The 24,576-nt window shown below is 47.0% G+C and carries 19 protein-coding genes; 12 read left to right on the forward strand and 7 right to left on the reverse strand.

What is annotated here, in order from left to right; translation table 11 throughout:
• Positions 1 to 51 precede the first annotated feature (51 nt).
• Positions 52 to 660 carry a TIGR04211 family SH3 domain-containing protein gene (locus AC3RV5_RS03300; protein WP_489730557.1) on the reverse strand — a complete coding sequence of 203 codons (609 nt, stop codon included), beginning with the start codon at positions 658 to 660 and terminating at the stop codon, positions 52 to 54.
• A gap of 167 nt (positions 661 to 827) precedes the next feature.
• Between AC3RV5_RS03300 and AC3RV5_RS03305 the strand changes: the two genes are divergently transcribed.
• From AC3RV5_RS03305 to AC3RV5_RS03315, 3 genes are all read left to right on the forward strand, one after another.
• Positions 828 to 2,303, forward strand: a complete 1,476-nt coding sequence (locus AC3RV5_RS03305) for a CYTH domain-containing protein (RefSeq protein ID WP_489730558.1) — start codon at positions 828 to 830, stop codon at positions 2,301 to 2,303.
• Positions 2,304 to 2,544: 241 nt separating this feature from the next.
• Complete coding sequence (locus AC3RV5_RS03310; RefSeq protein WP_489730559.1) at positions 2,545 to 4,185, forward strand: acetolactate synthase large subunit; 1,641 nt, start codon at positions 2,545 to 2,547, stop codon at positions 4,183 to 4,185.
• Positions 4,186 to 4,194: 9 nt separating this feature from the next.
• Complete coding sequence (locus AC3RV5_RS03315) at positions 4,195 to 5,625, forward strand: aldehyde dehydrogenase family protein (protein ID WP_489730560.1); 1,431 nt, start codon at positions 4,195 to 4,197, stop codon at positions 5,623 to 5,625.
• Between the two features lie 159 nt (positions 5,626 to 5,784).
• On the opposite strand, the gene mutH is transcribed toward AC3RV5_RS03315, so the two are convergent.
• Positions 5,785 to 6,459 (reverse strand): DNA mismatch repair endonuclease MutH, encoded by a 675-nt coding sequence (gene mutH, locus AC3RV5_RS03320; protein WP_489730561.1) that lies wholly within the window; start codon positions 6,457 to 6,459, stop codon positions 5,785 to 5,787.
• A gap of 208 nt (positions 6,460 to 6,667) precedes the next feature.
• Between mutH and rppH the strand changes: the two genes are divergently transcribed.
• Genes rppH through AC3RV5_RS03360 form a run of 8 tightly spaced genes read left to right on the forward strand, consistent with a single transcriptional unit; the run spans position 6,668 to position 15,345 of the window.
• Positions 6,668 to 7,192 (forward strand): RNA pyrophosphohydrolase, encoded by a 525-nt coding sequence (rppH, locus tag AC3RV5_RS03325; RefSeq protein WP_489730562.1) that lies wholly within the window; start codon positions 6,668 to 6,670, stop codon positions 7,190 to 7,192.
• Positions 7,193 to 7,200: 8 nt separating this feature from the next.
• Positions 7,201 to 9,489: a phosphoenolpyruvate--protein phosphotransferase gene (ptsP, locus tag AC3RV5_RS03330; protein WP_489730563.1), complete on the forward strand. Its 2,289-nt coding sequence runs from the start codon at positions 7,201 to 7,203 to the stop codon at positions 9,487 to 9,489.
• A gap of 44 nt (positions 9,490 to 9,533) precedes the next feature.
• Positions 9,534 to 10,334: a sulfite exporter TauE/SafE family protein gene (locus AC3RV5_RS03335; protein WP_489730564.1), complete on the forward strand. Its 801-nt coding sequence runs from the start codon at positions 9,534 to 9,536 to the stop codon at positions 10,332 to 10,334.
• A gap of 10 nt (positions 10,335 to 10,344) precedes the next feature.
• The gene (gene lgt / locus AC3RV5_RS03340; RefSeq protein ID WP_489730565.1) at positions 10,345 to 11,172 is read left to right on the forward strand and encodes a prolipoprotein diacylglyceryl transferase; all 828 of its coding nucleotides are present in this window, start codon (positions 10,345 to 10,347) and stop codon (positions 11,170 to 11,172) included.
• Positions 11,173 to 11,198: 26 nt separating this feature from the next.
• On the forward strand, positions 11,199 to 12,032 hold the full coding sequence (locus tag AC3RV5_RS03345; RefSeq protein WP_489730566.1) for a thymidylate synthase: 834 nt from the start codon (positions 11,199 to 11,201) through the stop codon (positions 12,030 to 12,032).
• 18 nt (positions 12,033 to 12,050) lie between these two features.
• Positions 12,051 to 13,067, forward strand: coding sequence for a response regulator (locus AC3RV5_RS03350; protein WP_489730567.1), 1,017 nt, complete (start codon positions 12,051 to 12,053; stop codon positions 13,065 to 13,067).
• Positions 13,068 to 13,078: 11 nt separating this feature from the next.
• A complete protein-coding gene (locus AC3RV5_RS03355) occupies positions 13,079 to 14,029 on the forward strand; it encodes a GGDEF domain-containing protein (RefSeq protein WP_489730568.1) in 951 nt (316 codons plus the stop codon).
• A 44-nt stretch (positions 14,030 to 14,073) separates the two neighbouring features.
• Positions 14,074 to 15,345: an AmpG family muropeptide MFS transporter gene (locus AC3RV5_RS03360; protein ID WP_489730569.1), complete on the forward strand. Its 1,272-nt coding sequence runs from the start codon at positions 14,074 to 14,076 to the stop codon at positions 15,343 to 15,345.
• Here the strand turns inward: AC3RV5_RS03360 and AC3RV5_RS03365 are convergent.
• The 4 genes from AC3RV5_RS03365 to rapA form a co-directional block, all read right to left on the reverse strand.
• Positions 15,342 to 15,674, reverse strand: coding sequence for a hypothetical protein (locus AC3RV5_RS03365; protein ID WP_489730570.1), 333 nt, complete (start codon positions 15,672 to 15,674; stop codon positions 15,342 to 15,344). The two genes, AC3RV5_RS03360 and AC3RV5_RS03365, sit on opposite strands and share 4 nt — an antisense overlap.
• A 156-nt stretch (positions 15,675 to 15,830) precedes the next feature.
• Positions 15,831 to 16,682 carry a DUF3530 family protein gene (locus AC3RV5_RS03370; RefSeq protein ID WP_489730571.1) on the reverse strand — a complete coding sequence of 284 codons (852 nt, stop codon included), beginning with the start codon at positions 16,680 to 16,682 and terminating at the stop codon, positions 15,831 to 15,833.
• A gap of 83 nt (positions 16,683 to 16,765) precedes the next feature.
• Positions 16,766 to 17,422: a bifunctional tRNA pseudouridine(32) synthase/23S rRNA pseudouridine(746) synthase RluA gene (rluA, locus tag AC3RV5_RS03375; protein WP_489730572.1), complete on the reverse strand. Its 657-nt coding sequence runs from the start codon at positions 17,420 to 17,422 to the stop codon at positions 16,766 to 16,768.
• Positions 17,422 to 20,253: an RNA polymerase-associated protein RapA gene (gene rapA, locus AC3RV5_RS03380; protein WP_489730573.1), complete on the reverse strand. Its 2,832-nt coding sequence runs from the start codon at positions 20,251 to 20,253 to the stop codon at positions 17,422 to 17,424. The genes rluA and rapA overlap by 1 nt, the downstream gene beginning before the upstream one ends.
• A gap of 446 nt (positions 20,254 to 20,699) precedes the next feature.
• On the opposite strand from rapA, the gene AC3RV5_RS03385 reads away from it, so the two are divergent.
• Complete coding sequence (locus tag AC3RV5_RS03385) at positions 20,700 to 22,097, forward strand: PhoH family protein (protein WP_489730574.1); 1,398 nt, start codon at positions 20,700 to 20,702, stop codon at positions 22,095 to 22,097.
• A gap of 248 nt (positions 22,098 to 22,345) precedes the next feature.
• Here the strand turns inward: AC3RV5_RS03385 and AC3RV5_RS03390 are convergent, their stop codons facing one another.
• A complete protein-coding gene (locus tag AC3RV5_RS03390) occupies positions 22,346 to 24,574 on the reverse strand; it encodes a GH92 family glycosyl hydrolase (RefSeq protein ID WP_489730575.1) in 2,229 nt (742 codons plus the stop codon).
• Between the last annotated feature and the right edge of the window lie 2 nt (positions 24,575 to 24,576).

Consider the following 24,576-nt stretch of genomic DNA (forward strand, 5'->3'; position numbering starts at 1 on the left):
GCGGATATAGCTGCAACAATAGGACAAATAACTGGCATCCGTTAACGGATCCTACATCCAATTGTCGTTTTTACGGCGTTTTTTCGGCAGATAAGCCACGATTATGCCTAATATGAGACCGATCACCGCCACAATTCCACCTCGGGTAAACCATTCCATTTTCGCCGTTTGATCGGCACTTTCAATTTTTTGGCTGTAATCAGCGTTGAGTTTTTCTATGCTGTTAAGCTGCTTTTTCAGTGTACTGTTTTGGGTGCTCAACTCCGCTATCTGTTGCCTTAACGAGTCATTATCGGTTTGCGTTTGCTGCGTGGTCTGAGTCGTATCAGTCAACTTTTTTTGCAGACTGGGAACCAGTTCCCGCAAACTTTTTTGTTTACTGACAAACTCACCATCTACCCAACCGGTGCGTTCTTTATCGTCAATGATTTCCACATAGTTGCTTTCACTATCGGTTTGTAAAACTTTCACTTCTGTACCGGCCACAATCGAACCGAGGATCCGATAATTGCGTCCTGGTCCAGAATGTATAAAGGTGAATAAATCATCAGAAATGTAACGTGTATCACCACTAGATTGTTGAGCAAAGGCCTGTGTGGCAGATAAAATGGACAGGGTACAAATAAAACTGAATAGTAATCGCTTAAGCATAAATAACATTTAATCTCTTATTGTCTGACTCGATCTTATGGCCTGACTACTCGAAAGGCAAGGGCAGTGCACATATTACGCATTGATAATTATCTTAGCTAGTAAAGCTTGGCGTTGTGAAGTTCTTCCTTCAAGGTTAAGGTGGCTTTTTTACCTGAAATCACGCTGATATGGACATGGAAATCGAATTAAAGTTGCTTGCAACTGAAACCGCCGGTCAAGATATTCACATTTGGCTGGCAAATAATTTCCCGAACGCAGGTATTAATACCCCCACACAACTGGCAAATTATTATTACGATACCCCTGAGCGTCGGCTGCGCGAGCACGACATGGGGTTGCGTATAAGAGGCTGTGATCAGGCCTTTGAGCAAACCATCAAAACCAAAGGGACCACCGTAGGTGGTTTGCATCAACGTCCAGAATATAACGTTACTTTGCCCCGGCCAGTATTGGATTTAACTTTATTTGAGACACAAATTTGGCCACCAGAGCTGGATGTGAGTCGTTTGCAAGATGACGTTGAAGTGATGTTTATCACTATCTTCACACGACAGGTATTTTTAGTTGAGCTTGTGGATCATAGTCAAGTGGAAGTTGTATTTGATCTTGGACAGATAACAACCAGCCTGACCGACACAGCAGACAGTGTGGCCATTTGTGAAATAGAATTGGAGCTTAAACGAGGCTCTCCCAATGCATTATTCGAGCTGGCCAAACAAATTTGCCTTATCACTCCGGTGCGTTTTGGTAATTTGTCTAAGGCGGCCCGAGGTTATCATCTGGTTGATGGCCGCCCACCTGGGCCCGAGACACCCTGTAATGTGTTACCCATGCATGGTTTAGGTACCATAGAAGAGACGTTCAGTTGTGCGCTGGAGCAAGGTTTGGGTTTGTGGCAAGATGCGACAGCCAAGTATTTCGAAACCCAGGAATTGGCAGTGCTTGGTAATATGCTCAGTGCAATTAAGCTACTCAATCATACTCTGGTAATTTATCAGGCCTGGCTTGATGAGGACGTTTTGCAACCCATACAAGCGCACCTGATTAACTGTTTTCAACAATGGCAATGGTTAGAAACGGCATTGGGCAATGACGCGTTAACTATACCAGGTAACTCTTGTATTGGGCGTTTAAGCGCAAGTGAATTACTTATCCTTAGCGGTGAGGTCAAAGACCTTCAGGCCAGTGAACGGGTATCGGTACAACTGGGATCGTCAGGTGATATATTGTTACAACTGGAAATTTCACAGTTGTTAATTGACAAAACCTGGCGTCAAGATACACATAGTCAGCAGTTACCTCTGGTTAGCGCATTGACAGAGCGAATTCAAGGGTATCTAGATGCAATGGACTTAGTTATGCCAGCTTGTGAGACACCCTCTGCCAGTCAACTTGGACGTCTCGACCAATTGCTGACATTACAGGTGTTGTGGGGGAGTTTAATAGGTAAAAACAACGCTTATGCGCCGATTAATTGGTGGCAGCGTTTTGCTGGTACCGATGAATTGGCCCAACTGCATGTACTTTATTTGAGATTAGACGAATCATCGTTGGATAATAATGCTCCCCTCAGGCTTTGGTGCGCGAAGCGGTTTACGCAACTGTTCCGGGAAAAAATGCAGGCAATACGTCATATATTATTAACCTGAGGTTAAGGGGCAGAGGACAGTGACTCTGGCATACCCTATTCAGGTAACGTAGTGAAGAGCCGAGCAGGCTCAGGTTAAACAAATTATCGTCCAATCGATTTGGTTAATCGCATTTTTACACTTTAAACATTGTTTTATTGGGGCAAACTGTAAACCTGAACAAAAATGACACTGCTATCGCTGGCAATTGTTGTGTCTAGTCTTAGTTAAATTGCAAAAGTGCCACCACATGGGAGTTAAGATGAAAGCATCAGATTTATTTGTGAAAGCGTTGGAGGCCGAAGGGGTGGAATACATTTTCGGTATTCCGGGCGAAGAAAATTTGGATTTATTGGAGTCACTGCGTAGCTCTAGTATCAAGTTGATTTTAACCCGCCACGAACAGGGGGCGGGTTTTATGGCCGCTACCTATGGTCGTCTTACCGGAAAGGTAGGTGTCTGTCTGTCCACTTTGGGCCCTGGAGCCACTAACTTGGTCACACCCGGTGCCTATGCCCAATTAGGTGCCATGCCGATGTTGATGATAACCGGACAAAAACCGGTGAAAACCAGCAAACAAGGGCGTTTTCAGGTCATTGATGTGGTTGATATGATGCGTTCCATTACCAAGTTCACCACCCAGATTGTCAGTGGTGACAGGATCCCTTCAGTAGTGCGCGAAGCTTTTCGGCTGGCCCATGAGGAGCGTCCCGGCGCCACCCATATCGAATTGCCCGAAGATATTGCGGCGGAGCAAACCAGTGCTCCGTTGCTCAAAGCCAGTGTATCCAGAAGACCAATTGCCGAATATAAGTCGATTAACAAAGCCGTGGCTATGATCGAAGGTGCCAAGTCACCCTTGTTGTTAATTGGGGCCGGGGCTAATCGCAAACTCACCTCTAAAATGCTCAAAGAGTTTGTCGACAAAACTGGTATTCCTTATGTCACCACTCAAATGGGCAAGGGCGTGCTGGATGAATCCCATGAACTGTTCATGGGCAACACAGCGCTGTCTTCCGGTGATTTTGTGCACCGGGCGATAGACAGTTCAGATCTGATCATCAATGTGGGCCATGACGTGGTCGAAAAACCGCCATTTTTTATGCAACATGGCGGTCGAGAAGTGATCCATATTAATTTTGAACCCGCCGCAGTGGATCCGGTATATTTCCCACAACTGGAAGTGTTAGGCGATATTGCCAACAGTATCTGGCAAATTAATGAGCAAATTAGAATTCAGGACGTCTGGGACTTCAGCTTTTTCCGCAAAGTGCACGATGCCTATCTTGTACATAAGGCTGAAAGTGAAAACGATGACCGTTTTCCAGTATTGCCGGAACGTTTTGTGCGGGATATTCGTCAAGCCATGCCCAAAGATGGCATAGTGACCCTAGATAATGGGGTGTACAAAATTTGGTTTGCCCGTAATTACCTGGCGGCCTTCCCTAATACTTTGTTGCTGGACAATGCTTTGGCCACCATGGGAGCAGGGTTGCCCTCCGCTATGGCTGCCAAGATAGTATATCCCGATAAACCTGTTATTGCGGTGTGCGGTGATGGCGGCTTTATGATGAACAGTCAGGAGATGGAAACGGCCGTACGCTTGAAATTGCACATCGTTGTCATCATCTTAAGAGATGATGCTTACGGAATGATCAAGTGGAAGCAGGCCCATATGCAGTTTGCTGATTATGGACTGGACTACGGCAACCCGGACTTTGTTAAATACGCCGAAAGCTATGGTGCCAAGGGCTGGCGGGTCGCTGCCGCCGATGAAATTCTACCCCGGGTTAAAGCCTGTTTGGCCGAGCCTGGCGTGCATTTAATTGATGTGCCCGTAGACTACAGCTTAAATGATAAAACCTTAAACGAAACGCTTCGTCAGCGCAGTCAACAACTATAAGGAGGCAGTATGCTAGCTAAAACCTACCCCTATTACCTTGCCAGTAAAGCGGTGTTTGCCAATCAGGATTTGGCGGTTACCAACAAATATACCGGTGAAGTGGCCACCCATGTGGCCTTGGCCGATGCCAAGGTGATTGACCAGGCGATTGCCGCGGCAGAAAAGAGTCAGCCACTGCTGAATAAAATGGCGCCCTTTGAGCGGCAAAAAATCCTTAATCATTGTGTAAAGCGCTTCGAAGAACGGTTTGAAGAATTAGCTCATGCTCTGTGTATTGAGGCGGGTAAACCGATCAAAGACTCTCGTGGTGAAGTTACCCGTTTAATTGATACCTTTAGAATTGCCGCACAAGAATCGGTCAGGATGAATGGCGAAGTACTAAACCTGGAAATTACCCCCAAAGCCAAAGGCTATCAGGGGATGTATAAACGAGTACCCATTGGCCCTTGTTCGTTTATTTCTCCGTTTAACTTTCCGCTTAATTTGGCTGCGCATAAAATCGCTCCAGCGCTGGCAGTGGGTTGTGCCTTTGTGATGAAACCCGCCAGCCGCACTCCGCTTGGTGCCATTATCATCGGTGAGATATTAGCCGAAACTGATTTACCTGAAGGGGCTTTCTCGATTTTGCCTTGTAGCCGGGACGGTGCGGATTTGTTCACCACAGATGAGCGCTTCAAATTGCTAAGCTTTACCGGATCCCCCCAAGTGGGCTGGGAACTTAAGGCCAAAGCAGGTAAAAAACCCGTGATCCTAGAGCTGGGTGGCAATGCGGCCTGTGTAGTGGATGAAGGTACGGATTTAGATGACGCGGTGGAGCGGATTATTTTCGGGGCTTATTATCAATCCGGGCAAAGCTGTATCAGTGTGCAGCGGATTTTGGTGCATGAAAAACTGTATGAGGACTTCAAACGACGCTATACGGATAAGGTGGCCAACTTGGTGCACGGTGATCCGCTAAATGAAGATACGTTTATCGGCCCGATGATCTCAGAATCTGAAGCTGAGCGTTTAGACAATTGGATCCAGGAGGCCGTAAAAAGTGGCGCCTCAATACTCGCCGGTGGTAAACGTGACGGGGCCATGTTGCAAGCGACCTTGCTGGAGAACGTGCCAAGTAACGCAACCGTCAACGCCGAAGAAGCCTTCGGCCCAGTTTCCATTATTAGCTCATTTAGTGATTACAGCGAAGCACTAAAAGAGGTAAATAACAGTCAGTTTGGTTTGCAGGCCGGGGTATTTACCCGTGATATTTACAAAGCGCATCAAGCCTGGAATGAGCTGGAAGTCGGTGGCGTGATCATAGGTGACGTGCCCAGCTGGCGAGTAGATAACATGCCTTACGGTGGAGTAAAAGAATCTGGCTTGGGCCGTGAAGGTATTGTTTATGCCATGGAGGATATGACCGAAATCAGGTTGATGGTTTTGCGTACTCCCCAGTAATTACCCCTCAGTAACACTGAACAATATACAGAGAAATGTAAAGGCACCTCAGGCCTGTCTCTTATACATAAATCCTCCGCAAATGCGGGGGATTTTTTTTGGGCTAATACACATATTGATGATCAGATCACAAAAACAATTCTCTTGGCTAGCATACTGCTAACTAAAATAATCTGTCAGAATTTTTTGGGTAAATTCTTTCCTAAGATAAAAACCCCTGGGCCGGGTTTTAACTAGCTGGCCATTAGTGCCGATAGCATCCGTCAAGGCCTTGCCATTGGCGGCCTTGGGTCGCAATTGCAGGTACTGTCCCTGGCGAGCGGTGATCTTATCAATCTCCCCCATGGAAATCATGCCCATTAGTTCTTCCCAGTCCTGGCGCAGCCATTGTTCCTGTTCGTGAGAAGGAGACCAAAGAAATGGGGTGGCGATCACACGCTCAGCAGGGGGGATGGCCCGTCTGCCATCAATGGGCACCCATAACACGGTATTGAGCTTATTTTTAACATTGCTTTGCTCCCATGCCAGGCTAGCGACTCCAAGCAAGGGCGCGAAACAGACATAGGTGGTTTCCAAAGGGTGCCCTGTGGCGTCTATGGGGATGGTTTTAAGTTCTACCCCTAAAGCGGGAAAATCCTGTTCGGCTTTAGAGCCTGCTTGGGCGCCCAGGGCGAGCTCCAATAATTGACCTGTCCAGCCTTTCTGCCGTTTGAAATCTTTGGGTACCCTTACTTTTGCTATATCCGCCAGTTCCCCCAGGGTGAAACCGGCCAATTGCCCGGCGCGCAGCTGTAATTCCCTGACACTGCCAGGAGGTGAGTCAGGCAACTTCATGGGCAAGGCCTTTATGAATAAAACTCAAAGGATAAGGGGTGAAAAATAACGCCAGAAGATAACTGCTGGCCAACCCCCAATATAAAAGGCTTATATTTCTTGGCATATCTGACCGTCAGTTAAATTTGAAGATTTTTAATTCTATGCATGCCAGGTAGTTTATGGAAGAATGCCAGTCATTAAAAGAATTGAATTCTCGGGAGTCTAAGTGATTGATGCCGAAGGATTCCGCGCCAACGTTGGCATAGTGATTTGTAATAATTTAGGTCAAGTCTTTTGGGCGAGGCGCTATGGTCAACATTCTTGGCAGTTTCCGCAAGGCGGAATCGATGAAGGTGAAACTGCTGAACAAACAATGTATCGCGAACTATATGAGGAAGTTGGACTAAAGCCTGAACAGGTAAAAATTTTAGCGGTAACCAAAAACTGGTTGAGGTATAAATTGCCTAAACGTCTCATTCGTCAGGGTAGTGCCCCTGTGTGTATAGGCCAGAAGCAAAAATGGTTTTTGTTACAACTGACCTGTAAAGAACAGGATGTGGATTTGTTACAATCCGGTCATCCCGAATTTGACGATTGGCGTTGGGTGAGTTTTTGGTATCCGGTGAGAAATGTGGTGTCGTTCAAGCGAGAGGTATATCGCCGGGCGATGAAGGAGTTTGCTCCTACTGCAATGTCATTATATACCAAGCCGCCTCAGGGCCAGAGAAATAAACGTCGACGTAGAAACTAAGAGTTAATATGTTAACCAAGCTCAAGCGCATCGTTATGGAAGTTAATCAAACCCCCGTCCTGGACGATGCGTTAAAGTGTGTGACAAAAAGCCTCAAAGAGGCAATAAACGTTGATTCCTGCAGCTTATACCTGGCCAATTACGAGAAACAGCATTTTACGCTCAAGGCAACTGAAGGCTTGGCTAAAAGCGCTATAGGGAAAGTTTGCATTGGTTTTTCCGAAGGATTAATCGGTTTAATTGGTCAGCGTGAAGAGCCGATTAATATTAGTAATGCACAAACCCATCCTCGTTATAAACATTACCCAGAAGTGCAGGAAGAGAAATATCACGCCTTTTTAGGTGCCCCGATTATTCACCAACGTAAAGTATTGGGGGTATTAACCTTACAGCAATATAAAAAGCGTCGCTTCAGTCAGGACGAAGAAGCCTTTTTGGTGACCCTTGCGATGCAATTGGCGGTAGAAATTGTCAATGCCGAGGCTAGGGGCAGCTTTAGTCTGACCGACGAAAATACCGATCAAAACCAATTGAAATCCCTTAAAGGTTTGCCTGGTTCATCCGGCTTGGCTGCAGGTGTGGGGGTGGTGCAAAATTTACTGGTTAACCTGCGCAATCACTTACCCAAACGCAGCTCGGATCATGACATTCAGGTGCAACATTACCGGGCTGCCGTGATACAAACCCGAGAGCAGGTGGATGTGTTATCGGCACGCATTCAGGGTGAGGTTCCTGAAGATGTTCAGGCTATTTTTACGCTTTATCAACACCTGCTGGATGCCAATAGTCTTGGCCGCGAGGTTGAGCAAAAAATTTATTCAGGTTGGGATGCCCCTACTTCGTTAAAGCTGGTGGTTGAAACCTATATTAACCAGTTTCAGAGTATGAGCGATGTATATATGCGTGAACGGGCGGTGGATGTTGAAGATTTATCCAATCGCATATTGGCCAATCTGCTCAATTTGGATAGCAGTCGCCATATCCGTGATATCCTGCCTGACAGTTGTATTTTGGTGGCTGAAGAGCTCACTGCCAGCATGTTGGCGGAATTCCCCAAAGGAAAGCTGCGTGGCCTGGTATCCATTCGGGGTTCGAATAACTCCCATGCAGCAATCATGGCAAGAGCCATGGGGATCCCGGCAGTAATGGGCTTGACAGGTGTCCCCCTGTCTTTATTAGATAATAAAGATATTCTGTTAGATGGCTACACTGGCGCTATCATCGTTTCTCCCAACGCCTCAATCGAACGTGAGTTTGGGCAGCTCATAATCGAAGAGCAGCAATTGTCCGAAAGAATTTTGGCCCAGGATGACTTACCCACAGTCACCACCGACAACTGCGCCCTTAATTTATTCGTGAATATGGGATTGTCCACGGAAGTGGAAAACAACTATTCGGCGCATGCTGACGGAGTGGGCCTATTTCGCACCGAAATCCCTTTTATGTTGCGTCAAGGTTTTCCCACTGAAAAGGAGCAGGTTGACCTGTATCGCACGATGTTAAGCGCCGAGCCAGAAAAGCCCTTTACCATGCGTACGTTGGATGTGGGCGGCGACAAACCCCTGCCCTATTTCCCCATAAGCGAAGATAACCCCTTTCTTGGTTGGCGTGGAATACGCCTAACCCTGGATCATCCGGAAATATTCTTAGTCCAGATACGCGCCATGTTACGTGCCAGTATCGGTTTGCAAAACTTGCAAATAATGTTACCGATGATCACCTCAGTTAGCGAAGTGGCTGAAGCAAAACGTTTGATAAATCAGGCATTTTATGAAGTCCAAGAAGAAGCAAAAGGTAAAGGCGCTGAGTTGTTTAGACCCAAAATTGGGGTAATGCTCGAAGTACCGGCTGTAATTTATCAGATGCCCCAATTGGCCAAAATTGTCGACTTTTTCTCCGTAGGCAGTAACGATCTGACTCAGTATCTATTGGCGGTGGACAGAAACAATGCCCGTGTGGCGGATTTGTACGACAGTTACCATCCGGCCGTATTAGCTGCGCTGCACAGTATTGCCAAGCAGGCCAACGCATTAGATATACCGATTACCCTGTGTGGTGAACTGGCTGGGGAGCCCGGGGGTATTATTTTGCTGATGGCTATGGGCTATCGCAAGCTGAGTATGAATAGCCACAGTTTGTTAAAAATTAAATGGGTGGTGCGCAGTGTCAGCTTACAGCACTCTGAGCAACTGCTGGATGAAGTATTGGGGATGAGTAATCCCAAAGATGTGCGTCAGGCGGTCAATGTCTATCTTGAGCAGGTTGGTCTAGGTGGGTTGGTCAGGGCCGGGACCTAAATGGTCGGCTATCCCATTGCGTAACAAATTGTGAGGAGACGACGTTGGAGCCGGCACTCTTAATTTTGCTTATTTGCCTAGCGTTAGGCACGGTGGTGGGGGTCCTGGCGGGAATGCTTGGCATAGGCGGCGGGCTCATCATAGTGCCTGCGCTACTTTATCTGTTTGTGGAACATCTGGGGCTGTCCCTTGCTTTAGCCATGCCCATGGCCATTGCAACGTCGTTGTCGACTATCATATTTACGGCGTTGTCATCATCTTGGGCGCATTATAAATTAGGCAACTTAAATCGCTTTGTGCTGGCCTGGGTGGCCATGGGCATTATTTTGGGTGCAGTTTTTGGCGCCACGATTGCCACCAGCATCGATCCACAACTTCTTAAAAGGGTTTTTGCTTTGTTGGTGTTAGTGATTGCGGTGCAAATGGTTTTTATTGGCCGTAAAACGTCACAGCATGACGCATCCAAAGCCTCACTTGTGACTATCGGTGTGGTCACAGGTTGCGTATCATCTGTTATGGGCATAGGCGGGGGTGCGATTTTGGTACCCGCCTTGATACGGTTTCGTGTCAACATCCGTCAAGCCATAGGTTGCGCATCATTTAGTGGTCTGGTTATCGCGTTTTTTGGCTCAGCTAGTTTTGTACTGGCTGGCTGGAACAATGTACATCTACCCCAATGGGCAGCAGGTTATGTATACTTGCCTGCCTCATTGGGCATAGTCATTACTTCAGTACTTACCGCGGGGTTCGGGGCGAAACTTAGTCACTCCCTGAATACTCAATTACTTAAAAAAATCTTCGCTGGCTTTCTGGTTATCGTCAGCTTGCGAATGTTACTAGGATAAAAAATAAAGCATGTTAACTAGTCATATAACGTTTCCTCAAATCGATCCAATCATTTTCAGTATAGGACCCCTAAGTTTACGCTGGTATGGATTGATGTATTTGATTGGATTTTTCGCTGCATTTTGGTTGGCTGGGGTGCGTTTGTCCCGCACTAACTGGAGCAAGGAGCAACTAAGTGATCTGCTGTTTTGGGGATTTCTGGGTGTTATCTTAGGCGGCCGCATTGGTTACGTGCTGTTTTATCAGTTTGATTTATTTTTATCTGACCCGTTGTATTTATTTAAAATCTGGACCGGAGGTATGTCATTTCACGGGGGCCTGCTTGGTGTACTGACGGCCCTGTGGTGGTTTTCCAAAAAGGCGAAGTGTACTTTTCTGGAAGTGGGGGATTTTATCGCCCCTCTGGTGCCAATTGGTTTGGGCGCCGGACGTATTGGCAACTTTATTAACGGTGAGTTATGGGGCCGCACCACAGATGTATCCTGGGGCATCATTTTCCCCGGCGCCGGGCCCTTGCCCCGCCATCCTTCTCAGTTGTATGAATTTGCCCTGGAAGGCCTAGTGTTATTTGCCATTTTGTGGCTTTATTCGCGTAAACCCAGGCCTGTGGGAGCGGTAAGCGGGGTATTTCTATTGGCTTACGGTAGCTTTCGTTTTTTTGTTGAGTTTTTTCGCGAGCCGGATCAGCATATTGGCCTCTATGACGGTCTTTTTTCTCAGGGTATTTCCCAGGGCCAAATTTTATCTTTACCCATGATTATAGGTGGATTTATATTGCTTGTGTGGGCTATACGAAAGGGGAATATGAGCCCACACACTAAGGATGTTACAATTTAATTCACGGCAAAGGATAAACAGTTAGCATGCAACAATATTTACAACTTATGCGCCAGGTTTTGGATACCGGCACACGCAAAGAAGATCGCACCGGCACTGGGACAATCAGCGTCTTTGGCCATCAGATGCGTTTTGACTTGAGTCAGGGGTTTCCCTTGGTGACGACCAAAAAATGCCACCTTCGCTCGATCATTCATGAGCTGTTGTGGTTTCTCAAAGGGGAAACCAACATCGCCTATTTGCGGGAAAATGGCGTAAAAATTTGGGATGAATGGGCAACCGATGAAGGTGAGTTGGGGCCGGTATACGGTCAACAGTGGCGCAGTTGGCAAGGCAGTGACGGACAGACAATAGATCAAATCAGTCAAGTGATTGAGCAGATTAAACACAATCCGGACTCCCGCCGTTTGCTAGTCAGTGCCTGGAACCCCAGCGTTTTGCCTGACCCCAAGTTATCGCCTAAAGAGAATGCTGCAAAAGGGCAACAGGCATTGCCGCCTTGCCATACCCTGTTCCAGTTCTATGTATTGGATGGCAAATTGTCTTGTCAGCTATATCAGCGCAGTGGTGACGTGTTTTTAGGTGTGCCTTTTAATATCGCCAGTTATGCCTTGTTGACTATGATGGTTGCCCAGGTTTGTGATTTGCAGCTCGGGGAATTTATTCATACTTTTGGTGATGCGCATTTGTATGTCAATCACCTTGCGCAAGCTAAAGAGCAGTTATCTCGTCAACCCTTTGCCTTGCCGAATATGCAGATTAACCCTAAGATAAAAAGTATCTTTGACTTCACTATTGATGATTTTAAATTACTAAATTATCAATCACATGCGCTTATTAAAGCGCCAATCGCGATTTAAACGGAAATCCTTGACCCTATGACGACTGCCGTACTGATTTGCGACGATTCGGGTTTTGCCCGGCGTCAGATGGCGCGTTCCATACCGGACGGTTGGGATGTGGCGATCAGTTTTGCCGAACACGGCCAGCAAGCTATCGAGCAAATTAAACAAGGCAAAGCGGATGTGATGTTTCTTGATTTGAATATGCCCGTGATGGATGGTTACGAGACCATGCAGGCGATCAAAGATCAGGATTTACCGACTATGGTGATAGTGGTTTCCGGTGACGTGCAGCCCGAAGCCTATGCCAAGATGATGGCCCTCGGCGCACTGAGTTTCATAGCCAAACCCATAGACAATCAAAAACTCAGTGAAATCCTCAATCAATTTGGCTTGTATTCCGGTGTAACCAGTTCACAGGAGCGCGCAGCCACAGTAGAGGTCGTTGCCCAGGATAACGAGCCAGATGAGCTCGATGCCTATCGCGAAATGGCCAATATTGCCATGGGTAGGGCGGGTGAGCAGTTAGCCAAATTGTTGGGAGAGTTTATTAACCTGCCGATCCCTAATGTGAATTTAATTACCAATAACGAAATCCACATGGCAATAATGGACCTTAAACGCAATGCCAGTGTTTCAGCTGTCTCCCAAGGTTTTATAGGCTCAGGTATCAATGGTGAAGCCCTGGTGTTGTTTAATGATTCGAATCTGACCAATGTAGGCAAGTTGCTCAAATATACCCAGGGTGGCGATACCGAAGAATTCGAACTGGAAGCCTTGATGGATATTTCAAATATCCTGATCGGCGCCTGTTTAAACGCCTTGTCTGAACAATTGCATATCACGTTTAGTCATAACCACCCCATTATACTCGGCAGACATTGTGATATAGACCAGTTATTGGATAACAAGGTGGTACGTTGGGATAAAATTTTAGCTATCGAGATCGCCTACTCAATAAAGAGTCAGGATGTGCATTTTGATCTTCTGTTGTTATTTCCGGGTAACGCCATGGAGCTTGTATTTAACAAGCTTGTTAAGACAGGAACTTAAAGGCTCTCTATATGCGAGATATGAAAGATATTGCTGAAATGCATTGGAAACACGATTTACTGGGATCCATAGAGGTAGGTATAGTGGTGCTCAACCGCGACTATGAGGTTCAGGTGTGGAATTTGTTTATGGAAAACCACAGTAATATCGTGCCCAGCCAAATTCGCGACAAATCATTGTTTGAATTTTTTCCCGAGATCGACTCTCAGTGGTTTAAGGCCAAGTCAGAACCGGTATATTCATTAAAGAGCCCGGTTTTTGTCATATGGGAACAGCGCCCGTTTTTGTTTCGTTTTGGTGCGAACAGGCCCATTACCTCACATTCTGAATTCATGTATCAAAACATCACTATCTTCCCTTTAGCGTCGTTAACCGGACAGGTCGATCAGATATGTATTGTGGTTTACGACGTAACGGATCAGGCACTGGGCAGAAAGGCCATCGAAGAATTAAATTCTGAACTAAAGGACATAAGTCGAATCGATGGGTTGACCGGTTTATTTAATCGTCGCTATTGGGAAGAACAGTTTTCTCGGGAATTTAAACGTAATCAGCGTAGCAATGTACAATCATCAGTTATCCTGCTAGATATTGATCACTTTAAAAAGGTCAACGATACCTTTGGTCATGCTGCAGGCGACGAAGTTATCCGCACCTTGGCTAACATCATCAAAAAAGCCACCCGTGACACGGATCTTTGTGGGCGCTATGGTGGTGAGGAATTTACTATTTTACTACCAGATACCCCTGGGGAAAATGTGAAATTTTTAGCGGATCGCATCCGCCGCCTGGTAGAAAAAATGCCAGTTCAGTACGAACAGCACACTATTGCCTATACCGTTAGTTTAGGAGTCGCCCAGTTCGACGCAAAGTTTTCAAATCATATGCATTGGCTAGAATGTGCAGACAAAGCACTCTATAAAGCAAAAGAAGCCGGACGCAATCAAGTTGTCATCGCCTGATTAAGTTAATTCAGGGCCTAATATAATAAGAACCACACGTCATTATGCATAAAAAATCTTTAAGGCAGGCCTTACTCAATAAACGCATGCTAATCTGTATCTGTACCGGCTTTTCTTCCGGTTTACCCCTATATTTGCTCATTCAATTTGTACCCGCCTGGCTGCGCTCTGCAGATATCGACCTATCTACTATAGGGTTGATCAATCTAGTGCTGTTCCCCTACACCTGGAAGTTTCTATGGTCACCTGTGATGGACAGATTTGTGGTGCCCGTATTGGGACGCAGGCGCGGCTGGATGTTCATTACCCAACTTGGCCTGATAGCCCTAATGGCGACCTTGTCTTTTTATGATCCGGCTACTGACATCAGCCAGATTATCGGCATAGTTGCTGCCATTGCATTTTTTAGCGCCAGTCAGGATATCGTAATTGACGCCTACCGCCGGGAATTATTACCGGATGATGAACTTGGGGCTGGCAATGGTTTTTATGCCCAAGCTTATCGAATTTCGTCTTTTATACCCGGTTCGCTTGCTATGATATTGGCAGGTTTTTTTCCCTGGTCGTTGGCGCATTTGAGTATTGCCGCCTTTATGCTGGTGGGATTGGTCACCACTTTGATGATCAATGAAACATCCAAACAAGGGGAAGAACCTAAAACCCTGCGCTCGGCCGTTGTGGACCCCTTTACCGAATTTTTTCAACGACAAGGCTGGCGGCAGGCCGTGTTGATACTGTTGTTCATCATGGCCTATAAACTCGGAGATAGTATGGCCACCGCTTTAGAAACGCCGTTTTTTCTGGATATGGGATTCTCCACCGTCGAAATAGGCTCGGTGGCCAAGATATCCAAAACCATAGGTGCGACAGTGGGGACTATACTGGGCGGTATCGTAATGATCAGGTTAGGTATAAATCGCAGTTTATGGATATTTGGCGTTTTTCAGCTGATTTCTATCCTGGGTTATGTGCTGCTTTCTGTGGTTGGCTATGACCATTTTGTATTAGCCTTAGCCAGCGGGTTTGAATATTTGGGTGTGGGTTTGGGCTCGGTGGCCTTGATAGCTTTTATGGCCAAATCCACTAACAGGCATTTCACTGCTACCCAGTTTGCCTTGTTCTCCAGTATTGCCTCTGTGCCACGTACCTTTGTCAGTGCTGCTACGGGTTTTATTATTGAGGCCGTGGGATATACTCAATTTTTTATGATTTGTTTCCTGTGTGCGTTACCAGGCATGTTGATGTTGCTAAAAATAGCACCCTGGCACGCTAAGCCAAGCGCACCGGTAGTGAACAGCGAAGACGACATTGTTTAGGGACGAGCGCCCACGTAATTTTGCGGTAAAGGATACTCTTGCTGGTGTTCCAAATAGGTTACACAAGAATTTAAATCACAACGCACCACAGGATCATTCAGCAGGCTGTATTCAGGCCAAAAATGCAACTGGTGTAACAGGTACCAAAACACTCTTTCCCGTTGGGAGCATGGCTGGTTTTTGCCTTGGCTAACTTGAGACCATTCTTCCAAAGTGTCCCAAAAATACAAATCCAATTCCTGATACAAAATCCGCTCGTTCCAAAAGCCCCTGACGAAATAGGCAAGTTGTTGAGTTTTGATATTTACAAACCGTTGGACACTTATCACTGGTAGTAATGCTCTCTCTGGTCAAGTTGATCAGCCAAAAGTATAGTAAAAGAAGCGGCTTTTATCCGCCAAATAATGGCAAATGGGAGTAAATAAAGGTATGCAATCGAATCCATAGGTATTTTATTGCATACCCTTGTTATGCTTTCATCGTTATTACCAACCCAAATAATGCAACCAACCATATATCTCTTTATTCAGTTGGCTGGGATCATCCAGAATACTGATTTCTCGTTGGCGGTAGTGCAGTTTGAGCGCCTTAGTGGCTGACACTCTGCGTTTATTGGCGCTTTGCAAACTCCAACTGTTATCCCGGGTATGGTAAATATCCAAAACCGGCATAGGTGTGTTGGCCACTTGGTTGGCAAGCATGGGGTTGTACTGGCGAGTAGGCCAAAATGGACTGATCACCACCAGGGCGTCTGGGGGGGACAACTGTTGTTCCGCATAGATTTTTGTTAACCAGGCTGCACTCGTTCCTTGGGCAATCACCAACAAAAAACCTGGATATTGACGGGATCGCTCGACTATCACTTGCATTGAGGCGACTAACTGAGCTTGGTGCTCCAAAAACTTACCCGGATCCATTTTAGTCGCTTGCTCGTGAGCCGCCGGTGATTCAATGGCGGGTGGCTGGCCAGCCTCTTTGTCTGAGGAGCGTTGAGGACTGTCATCTACCAATGAGGGTTCAAACCCAACTGCCGGCGGGGCCACTAACATGGTGACCCAGCCTATGGCATTTAGACGCTCGGCCAAGGGTGCCAGACTTCTATCACTCACTGGAGAAATGCCCGACTCGCCAACCAGAATGGCCACGCCCCGGGCGATGGCGGTTGTGGCCTCTGAAGTGATGAGCAGCACTTGCTGATCACCCGCGTCGAGGATCTGGTAGCTATTAGATAGAAATTCTCGTTCCATATCCAGAAATTGAGTCGGGGTAGCGAATACGGCTTGGGCCATCAAATACAACCCGCTCAGTAGCCAATAGTGACCATGTCTGCTTTTCATTTTGACCTGAATTACTAGGGAATATTTAGTTATCGGGTGCCAGTGCCACTAACTTTAACGAATGGGCGTATGCTAAATACAAATTAGAAGGGAGCGGGGGCAAAAAAGCTGACACTTTGCTCATGATGCGGATGCCTAAAACCCAGTGATTGGGCGTGTAATTGCAAACGGGGTGCCATTTGCAGTGCTTGTGGATGAGCATATAATCTATCCCCCAAAATGGGATGACCCAGACTCAACATATGCACCCGTAATTGATGTGAGCGGCCAGTGACGGGGGTAAGTTCCATGCGTGTGTGCAAGCTGTTACGTGTTAATACCCGCCACATTGTTTGAGCGGCTTTGCCCGTTTGCTGACAGACCATTTGTTTTGGCCGGTTTGGCCAATCGCAGATCAGTGGCAAGTCCACACAGCCGGTTTCTTTTGTGACCTGGCCATAAACTCTGGCTATATAGGTTTTACTGGTCTGGCGTAACTCAAATTGTTTGGAAATATGCCGGTGGGCGGCCTTATTTAAGGCCATCACTAGCAAGCCCGAGGTGGCCATATCCAGCCGATGTACTATGGTAGCTGTTGGATAGACCCGCTGCACCCTGAGTTGTAAACTGTCTTGTTGTGCCAGTCCTTTACCAGGCACACTGAGCAGTTCACTGGGTTTATTGAGGATTAAGAAGTGTTCATCCTTAAACACTATGTCCAGATAAGGCCACATAGGGGGCGCATAATTGATGATTGTCACTAAGGGTTATTGACCACTAGTCGTACGGCTTCCAAATTGACTCTGGCTTGGGCAATCACTTGTTGCAAACTGGCTATCTGCTGTTGCAGGTGAGCGGTCTCTTCGTCGCGAATTGACGGGTTAACCTTTTGCAGGCTTTTCAAGCGCTCCAGTTCACTACCCAGCAAGTCCTGCATAGTGCTTTGGCACTGGTGACGTACCCGCTCAGCATCTTGTTCGCCGTGGATTTGCGCCACCTTAAAGGCTTCAATAAGTTTCGGATGTAAGGCCCTGATTAACTTACTACCCATTTTAGGACGTACTGAGTTCAACCTGACAAACTGTTTTTCCACGACCTGATTGCCCGGATCAATGCAAATCTTGATCGGGGTAGGGGGTAAAAAACGCTCTAACTGCAGATGTTTATCCGCTTTGCCCGACAAGACAAACAAACACTCCAGCCAGTAAGCACCGGCGGGTTTGGTTTTATCTTCACATAATGCTACGGAAGTCTTGCCGGTAATTTCAGTGGTGACGGTTTCCATGGCATGTTGCACCATGGGATGATCCCAACTGAAAAAGCTAACATGTTCTAGTCTGGTGGCGGCGGTACGCTCATAGGTGATAGTCATGCCGTCTTCATCCAGGCCGGGTAAGGTGGCAAGCATGGTCTCAGTTGGATGTAGGGTGTAACAGTATTCGTCCTTTTCTTCATGCAACAATCCCAGGGTGTCAAACAAGCGGGTCATGAAAAGCTCGAGCGTGGGTGAATCTTCGTTTTGCAGGATCTCGTTTTGCAGGGGTTCAACCCGGCCTTTGCCTGATGAATTGAGCTCCAGTAACTTGTCCCGGCCTTGTTCCAATTTTTGTTTAAGTTGCTTATGTAAAATGGCGGTCTGATTAATCAGTTGCTCGCTGGCTTTAAAATCAGTGGGGAACAATATACAGCTAATCAGCAATTCTTGGGTTTCTTCAAATACTGTCATGCCTGTAGGGCAGGTCTGTTCGAAGGCATTGAGCCCCTGGTGATACCAGTCGAGCAATACCTGCTGGGCACTCAAATCGAAGTAGGGCACATGTATACACACATCTTCGGTCTGGCCTATACGATCCAGACGGCCGATCCGTTGTTCAAGCAAATCCGGCACCAGGGGTAAATCAAACAATACCAAATGGTGGGCAAACTGGAAGTTGCGCCCCTCACTGCCAATTTCGCTGCAGATCAGCACCTGAGCCCCTTCTTCGCTTTGGGCAAAGTAGTTGGCCGCCTTATCACGCTCCACTATCCCCATGCCTTCATGAAATACTGTGGCCCGGGTACCGGCTTTCACTCTCAGTGCTTCGGCGAGTTGCAACGCGGTACTGGCATTGGCGCAGATAGTTAATACCTTGTGGCCTTTTAAGGACTGCAAAATATTGATAAACCATTCCACTCTGGGATCCATATCTACCCAGGTATCCACAAGATCAGGATGACGCTCAGGCGTAAGGTGTAACTGTACGTCGTCTGGCTCTGCGGCCAGTATATCTGCGTATTCTTCGGGTTGGGTTAAGCTATAACTCATGAGTTTACGTGTAGGAAAGCCCGTCACCCCGGCCCGACTGTTGCGGAATAACAAACGTCCCGTCCCGTGCTGGTCAAGCAAGGTATGCAGCAAGGTGGTCTTTTGCTCAACTGACATGGCATTGATGTCGCCAAGTGAATCGTCTTGGCTAAAATCCCTAATGGCGGCGATGTCTGCAGGGCTAAGCTGGGCGTGAGACAACAAAGGAGATATGGCCTGAGCCAGTTGGCTGTATTGTTGTTCCTCCTTGACGAAACTCTGGTAATCATGAAAACGGGCGGGATCGAGTAATCGCAGGCGGGCGAAATGACTTTCATGGCCGAGTTGATCGGGGGTTGCGGTTAGCAGTAAAACCCCTTTCGTCACCTTGGCCAGACCTTGCACCACCTGATATTCCTGGGATGCCTGACCTTCTGACCAGATTAAATGATGTGCTTCATCCACGACCATTAAATCCCAGGGGGCTTGTAACGCCTGTTCATAATAACTGGCGTTGTGCACCAGAAAATCCAGGCTGCAAATAATCAGTTGTTCCGCTTCAAAGGGGTTACCCGTCTCGCCAGACATGGCACTGCACCGCTCTTCATCAAAAATCGAAAAAGCCAGGTTTACCCGTCTGAGCATTTCCACCAACCACTGATGTACCAGGCTCGACGGCACGACAATCAATACGCGTTGAGCTCGGGAAGTAAGCAGTTGCTGGTGGATGATTAGGGCCGCTTCAATGGTTTTGCCTAACCCCACCTCGTCGGCTAATAATACTCGAGGGGCATGTCGGCGGCCCACTTCAGAGGCGATGTGTAACTGATGGGGAATAAGGTCGACCCGGGCACCAACAAAGCCAAGTAGGGGGGAGGTACTGTGGGCATACTGATGAGTCAGGCATTGCTCACGTAAATCAAACCATTTTGGATCATCAAACTGCCCAGCAAATAAGCGCTGTTCTGGTTGGTTAAGCTGAAAATGATGGTCGATGAAGGTTTCTTTTAACACCAGCTTTTCTTGGGTATCTTCACGGACACCGGTGTAAGTGAGCATACCGGCTTGTTCGGCTACCGCCGATACTTTCAATCGCCAACCTTCATGGCTGGTCAGGGTTTCACCAACCGCGAAGCTAATTCTGGTAAGAGGCGCAGTGCCGATAGCATAGATGCGACTATCGCCAGTGGCGGGAAATAATATACTGACGGCTCTGGCATCGACGGCGACTACCGTGCCCAGGCCCAATTCAGTTTGTGTATCGCTAAGCCAACGCTGACCCAGTGCGAATGAATGTGGTACTGCCATAAATTTTCTCCTATCGGCGGTATGAACGATCTGAGATCCGTTACCAATAATGTCGGCGCACGTCGCGCGGCGAGTGTCACTCGGTGATTGTCACCCGGTGAGCGTCACCCGGTGAGCGTCACCCGGTGAGCGTCACCCGGCGCGCATTGTATACCATTACGGGCGCCGCTAGGAGTTGAATCCCGATTATTGTCATTACTATGGGCACCCTATTTTAGGATAAGCACTTAAAAAGCCCAAGCTGCTCAAGTAATTACCAGGGGCAGAAAATTTAATCAGCAGACAGCTCAAAAGTTGATGAATAAGCCAACAAAGTGGTTTATTGTGAGAATAACCTGTAGCCAATGGCAGTTCATACAGTGGCAAGTTTGCATGCAAAGAAGCGCAAATTTGGCAGGTGAGTGATGGCGTGGTGAGCAGTAGCCCTTTTGCAAATGGAGTAACGGATGCTAAAAGAAAATACCTCAAAAACTCGGATTTATGTGTTAGATACCAATATTCTGCTCCACGAACCTCTTGCCTTTTTATCTTTCAAAGAAAATGATGTCGTTGTCCCGATGACGGTATTGGAAGAGCTGGATTACATTAAAGACAGTAAAAAAGACGTGGCCAGAGATGCGCGAGTATCCATTCGGGCCATGGAAGATTTATTACATGACGCCACTCCAGAACAATTGATGGCCGGTGTCTCCATGAAAGGACTCGGGGCGGGGGAAACGGCCCCAGTAGGAAATTTGTCGATCTTTGCGGATCACGCCTTGCCTGCAGATCAAAACCTGTTTACCAGCAATGAAAATGATAATCGCATTATCAACACTGCCCTGCATTTACAATCCAGTTGCGCTCCGCGCATAGTGGTATTAGTGACCAAAGACATTAACATGCGCCTTAAAGCCAAAGGTGCAGGCCTGGCCCATGTTGAGGATTATCGAACCGACCAACTTGTCAGTGATATTAAATATCTGTCCAAAGGGTTCCACCGCTTCAAGGGAGATTTTTGGGCTGATGTTAAGTCGGTGGACAGTCGTACCGAAGGTCGCGACACCATACATACCTTAGCAAGCAGCGTGCTGCCTGAAGCCTACGTCAATGAATTTGTGCTGGATGACACGAAACACTTTGCCGGACTTATCGAGTCAGTGAGCAAAGACAGCATGGATGTATTGGATTTAGGCTACGAGCGTTTGATGGGGCGCAGAGCCTGGGGCATTTCACCGAAAAACATTGGTCAGGCGATGGCATTTCACGCTTTGCTCGATCCGCATATTGATTTGGTCATTTTAACCGGGCCCGCAGGCAGTGGTAAAACCTTGTTAGCTCTTGCGGCCGCCTTGGAGATGGTGGTCGAGAAAAACATGTATGACAAGATCATCGTCACCCGTAGCACACCGGAAATCGCGGAATCCATCGGATTTTTACCCGGCACCGAAGAAGAAAAAATGGCTCCCTGGTTAGCGGCGATCACCGATTCGTTAGAGGTTTTACATAAAAATGATGAAAACGTGAAAGGGTCCATGAGTTACATCATGGAAAAAGCCAATATCCAATTTAAATCTGTCAACTTTATGCGCGGGCGCAGTATTCAAAATGCCATTGTCATTTTAGATGAATCGCAAAATCTGACCGCCTCGCAACTCAAAACCATTATTACCCGTTGCGGTGAAGGCACAAAACTGATTTGTAGCGGTAACCTGGCCCAAATCGACAGTAATTATTTGAGTGCGGTCACCTCAGGTTTAACCTACATAGTAGAGAAATTTAAAAATTTCTCCGGCAGTGCCACCATCAATCTGGATGGGGTGGTACGCAGCCGTCTGGCGGAATTTGCCGAGGAACAGCTTTAACCCTTGAGTTATGGTTATGAGCGAAAAATCTGACATGGGTGAGACTTAACAAAGGGGTTGTCGAGCAAGGTATAGTTAGCTCGGGGCGTCATCTTCCGGGACTAGCTCCTTTTATGTGAAACGGTAAGTTAATGTCGAGTAAGGCATGATTGGTTATGCGGCGGCGCAGGCTCGCTTGGCGTAATAAAGTTTATCGAGGAAATAACAAAGGTGGCCTTAATGGCCACCTTGAAAAAGTACGACGTGATCTAAAAAGTAAACTCTAACTCTCCACCGCCCATCACATCACTATGGCTAATGGTATTCAATTTCACAGGCTCACCGTTGAGGGTTGCTTGTTTTACATAACCCTCTGATGATTCCTTTGAAAAAGACCGCTTAATGATCAACGTCTTATTCGCCGGTAAATGAATTTCCACTTTATCAAACTGGGGTGTGCCCAATATATATTGACCGTCGGCGGGATTTAACGGATAAAAACCCAAGGCGCTGAATACGTACCAAGCAGACATCTGGCCCACATCATCGTTACCTGAAAGACCGTCTGGATCATCTCGATACATAGTGTCGCGGATCTGTTTGATGCGCTGTTCGCCTTTCCATTTTTGCGAAGTGAGTGAATACATATAAGGCACATGATGCACCGGCTCATTGCCATGGGCATATTGGCCAATCAAACCTGAAATATCCGGTGACACGTCACCTTCCATAAACGAATCCATAGTAAACAAGGTGTCTAATTTGTCTATAAACGGGACCTCGCCACCAAACAAGTCCATTAGACCGTTAACATCATGGGGAACAAACCAGGTGTACTGCCAGGCATTGGCTTCTGTGTAATCCGTGGTTCTGTGATCCACATGGGTCGGGCTAAAGTTATCCACCCAATCTCCATCTTTGGTTTTACCGCGCATAAAGCCGCTTTGTTTATCAAAGAGAGTCTTGTACGCCTGGGCACGCTGGCTGAAATACTGATAATCCGGGTCTTTATGTAAGGCTTTTGCAAGCCGCGCAATCGCCCAGTCGTCAAAGGCATATTCGAGGGTTTTTGATACCGCTTCAACCTCTAAATCTGAAGGTACATAACCATATTTAGCGAATAAGTCGATACCAAAACGTTGCTGCATGGCTGAGGTCTTTAATGCTTGAAATAGTTGCTCGGGCGCCACATCGGTCAAGCCTTTAAAATATGCGTCAACAATCACCGGCGCAGCGTGATAACCGATCATTACATCGGTTTCATTAGACATGAGGTCCCATGAAGGTAAAAGGCCAGTTTCGTCATAAAACGCCATCATGGAACTCACCATGTCATTCACCCGTTCACCATTACTGATGGTTAACAGTGGATGTAGTGCCCGAAAGGTATCCCACAATGAAAACAGCGAGTACCGTTTAAATTGCTGGCTATTATGCACACTTCCGTCTGCACCGAAATAGCTCCCATTTACATCATTGAATGTTTGGGGTGCCAAAAAAGAATGATACAAAGCCGTGTAGAACTTACGTTTAGCCTGTTCGTCTTTGTCCGTTACCGTAAACTTACCAAGCTGCGTAGTCCACAGACCTTGGGCTTGGTGTTTAATTTTGTCAAAGTCGAAGTGTGGCACTTCTGCAGCCAGGTTTTGCTGGGCCCCATCAATGCTCACATAGGAAAGACCAATTTTAGCGACCAAAGATTGACTGGCGATATCCCCAAAATTCAACACCACTTCGCTTTTTTCGGAGTTAATAAAGGGGCCGGCTTGAGGCTCACCTTCGCGATAAAACTGATGGCTGAAGGGCCGATTAAACTGGGCCACAAAATAAGTTGGCTGAAAATCGGACCAACCGGTAGAGAAGCGATACCCCACTAGAGTATGGTCATCCAATACGCGTATAAAAGTGGCAACTGATTTATCAAAATTTTGGGCATAACCTAAATCGATTAATATTTTGGCATCCTCATGTCCCGCATAAGTATAGCGATGCACACCGCTGCGCTCGGTAGCGGTTAGCTCTGCTTCAACCTGCTCTTGAGGTAAAGCGACTGCATAAAAACCAGGGGATGCCGACTCATTATCATGTGAGTAGTCACTCACTACCCGGCCTAATTCGTTATCCAGTCGTTTGCTATAGTCACCGCGAAAGGGCATGACCAATACATCCAGTAAATCACCCACTCCGGTTCCCGATAGGTGGGTGTGACTAAAGCCTAACAACTGGTTGTCACTGTAGTTATAACCCGATGTCCAATCCCAACCTTTTGAAGGGTTGTCAGGGCTTAGCTGAACCATACCAAAAGGCACAACCGCGCCGGGAAAAGTATGTCCGTGGCCGCCAGTACCGATGAAAGGATCCACGTATTTTAAAACGTGACTATCAGCAGTGCTAATAACCGATTTAACGTCGCTGACGTCAACAGAACTTGTGGTACAGCCAATCAGTCCACCAAAAGCGTATACTGATAATGCACCTGCTAAAATTTGTTTTTTCATAC

This window comes from Paraglaciecola sp. IT1134, from assembly GCF_058068185.1.

What these genes read in the sequence shown, in the direction of transcription:
- AC3RV5_RS03300 (WP_489730557.1), bottom strand. Translation starts at nt 660, where the DNA reads ATGTTATTTATGCTTAAGCGATTACTATTCAGTTTTATTTGTACCCTG.
- AC3RV5_RS03305 (WP_489730558.1), top strand. Translation starts at nt 828, where the DNA reads ATGGAAATCGAATTAAAGTTGCTTGCAACTGAAACCGCCGGTCAAGAT.
- AC3RV5_RS03310 (WP_489730559.1), top strand. Translation starts at nt 2,545, where the DNA reads ATGAAAGCATCAGATTTATTTGTGAAAGCGTTGGAGGCCGAAGGGGTG.
- AC3RV5_RS03315 (WP_489730560.1), top strand. Translation starts at nt 4,195, where the DNA reads ATGCTAGCTAAAACCTACCCCTATTACCTTGCCAGTAAAGCGGTGTTT.
- mutH (WP_489730561.1), bottom strand. Translation starts at nt 6,459, where the DNA reads ATGAAGTTGCCTGACTCACCTCCTGGCAGTGTCAGGGAATTACAGCTG.
- ptsP (WP_489730563.1), top strand. Translation starts at nt 7,201, where the DNA reads ATGTTAACCAAGCTCAAGCGCATCGTTATGGAAGTTAATCAAACCCCC.
- lgt (WP_489730565.1), top strand. Translation starts at nt 10,345, where the DNA reads ATGTTAACTAGTCATATAACGTTTCCTCAAATCGATCCAATCATTTTC.
- AC3RV5_RS03345 (WP_489730566.1), top strand. Translation starts at nt 11,199, where the DNA reads ATGCAACAATATTTACAACTTATGCGCCAGGTTTTGGATACCGGCACA.
- AC3RV5_RS03350 (WP_489730567.1), top strand. Translation starts at nt 12,051, where the DNA reads ATGACGACTGCCGTACTGATTTGCGACGATTCGGGTTTTGCCCGGCGT.
- AC3RV5_RS03355 (WP_489730568.1), top strand. Translation starts at nt 13,079, where the DNA reads ATGCGAGATATGAAAGATATTGCTGAAATGCATTGGAAACACGATTTA.
- AC3RV5_RS03360 (WP_489730569.1), top strand. Translation starts at nt 14,074, where the DNA reads ATGCATAAAAAATCTTTAAGGCAGGCCTTACTCAATAAACGCATGCTA.
- AC3RV5_RS03370 (WP_489730571.1), bottom strand. Translation starts at nt 16,682, where the DNA reads ATGAAAAGCAGACATGGTCACTATTGGCTACTGAGCGGGTTGTATTTG.
- rapA (WP_489730573.1), bottom strand. Translation starts at nt 20,253, where the DNA reads ATGGCAGTACCACATTCATTCGCACTGGGTCAGCGTTGGCTTAGCGAT.
- AC3RV5_RS03385 (WP_489730574.1), top strand. Translation starts at nt 20,700, where the DNA reads ATGCTAAAAGAAAATACCTCAAAAACTCGGATTTATGTGTTAGATACC.
- AC3RV5_RS03390 (WP_489730575.1), bottom strand. Translation starts at nt 24,574, where the DNA reads ATGAAAAAACAAATTTTAGCAGGTGCATTATCAGTATACGCTTTTGGT.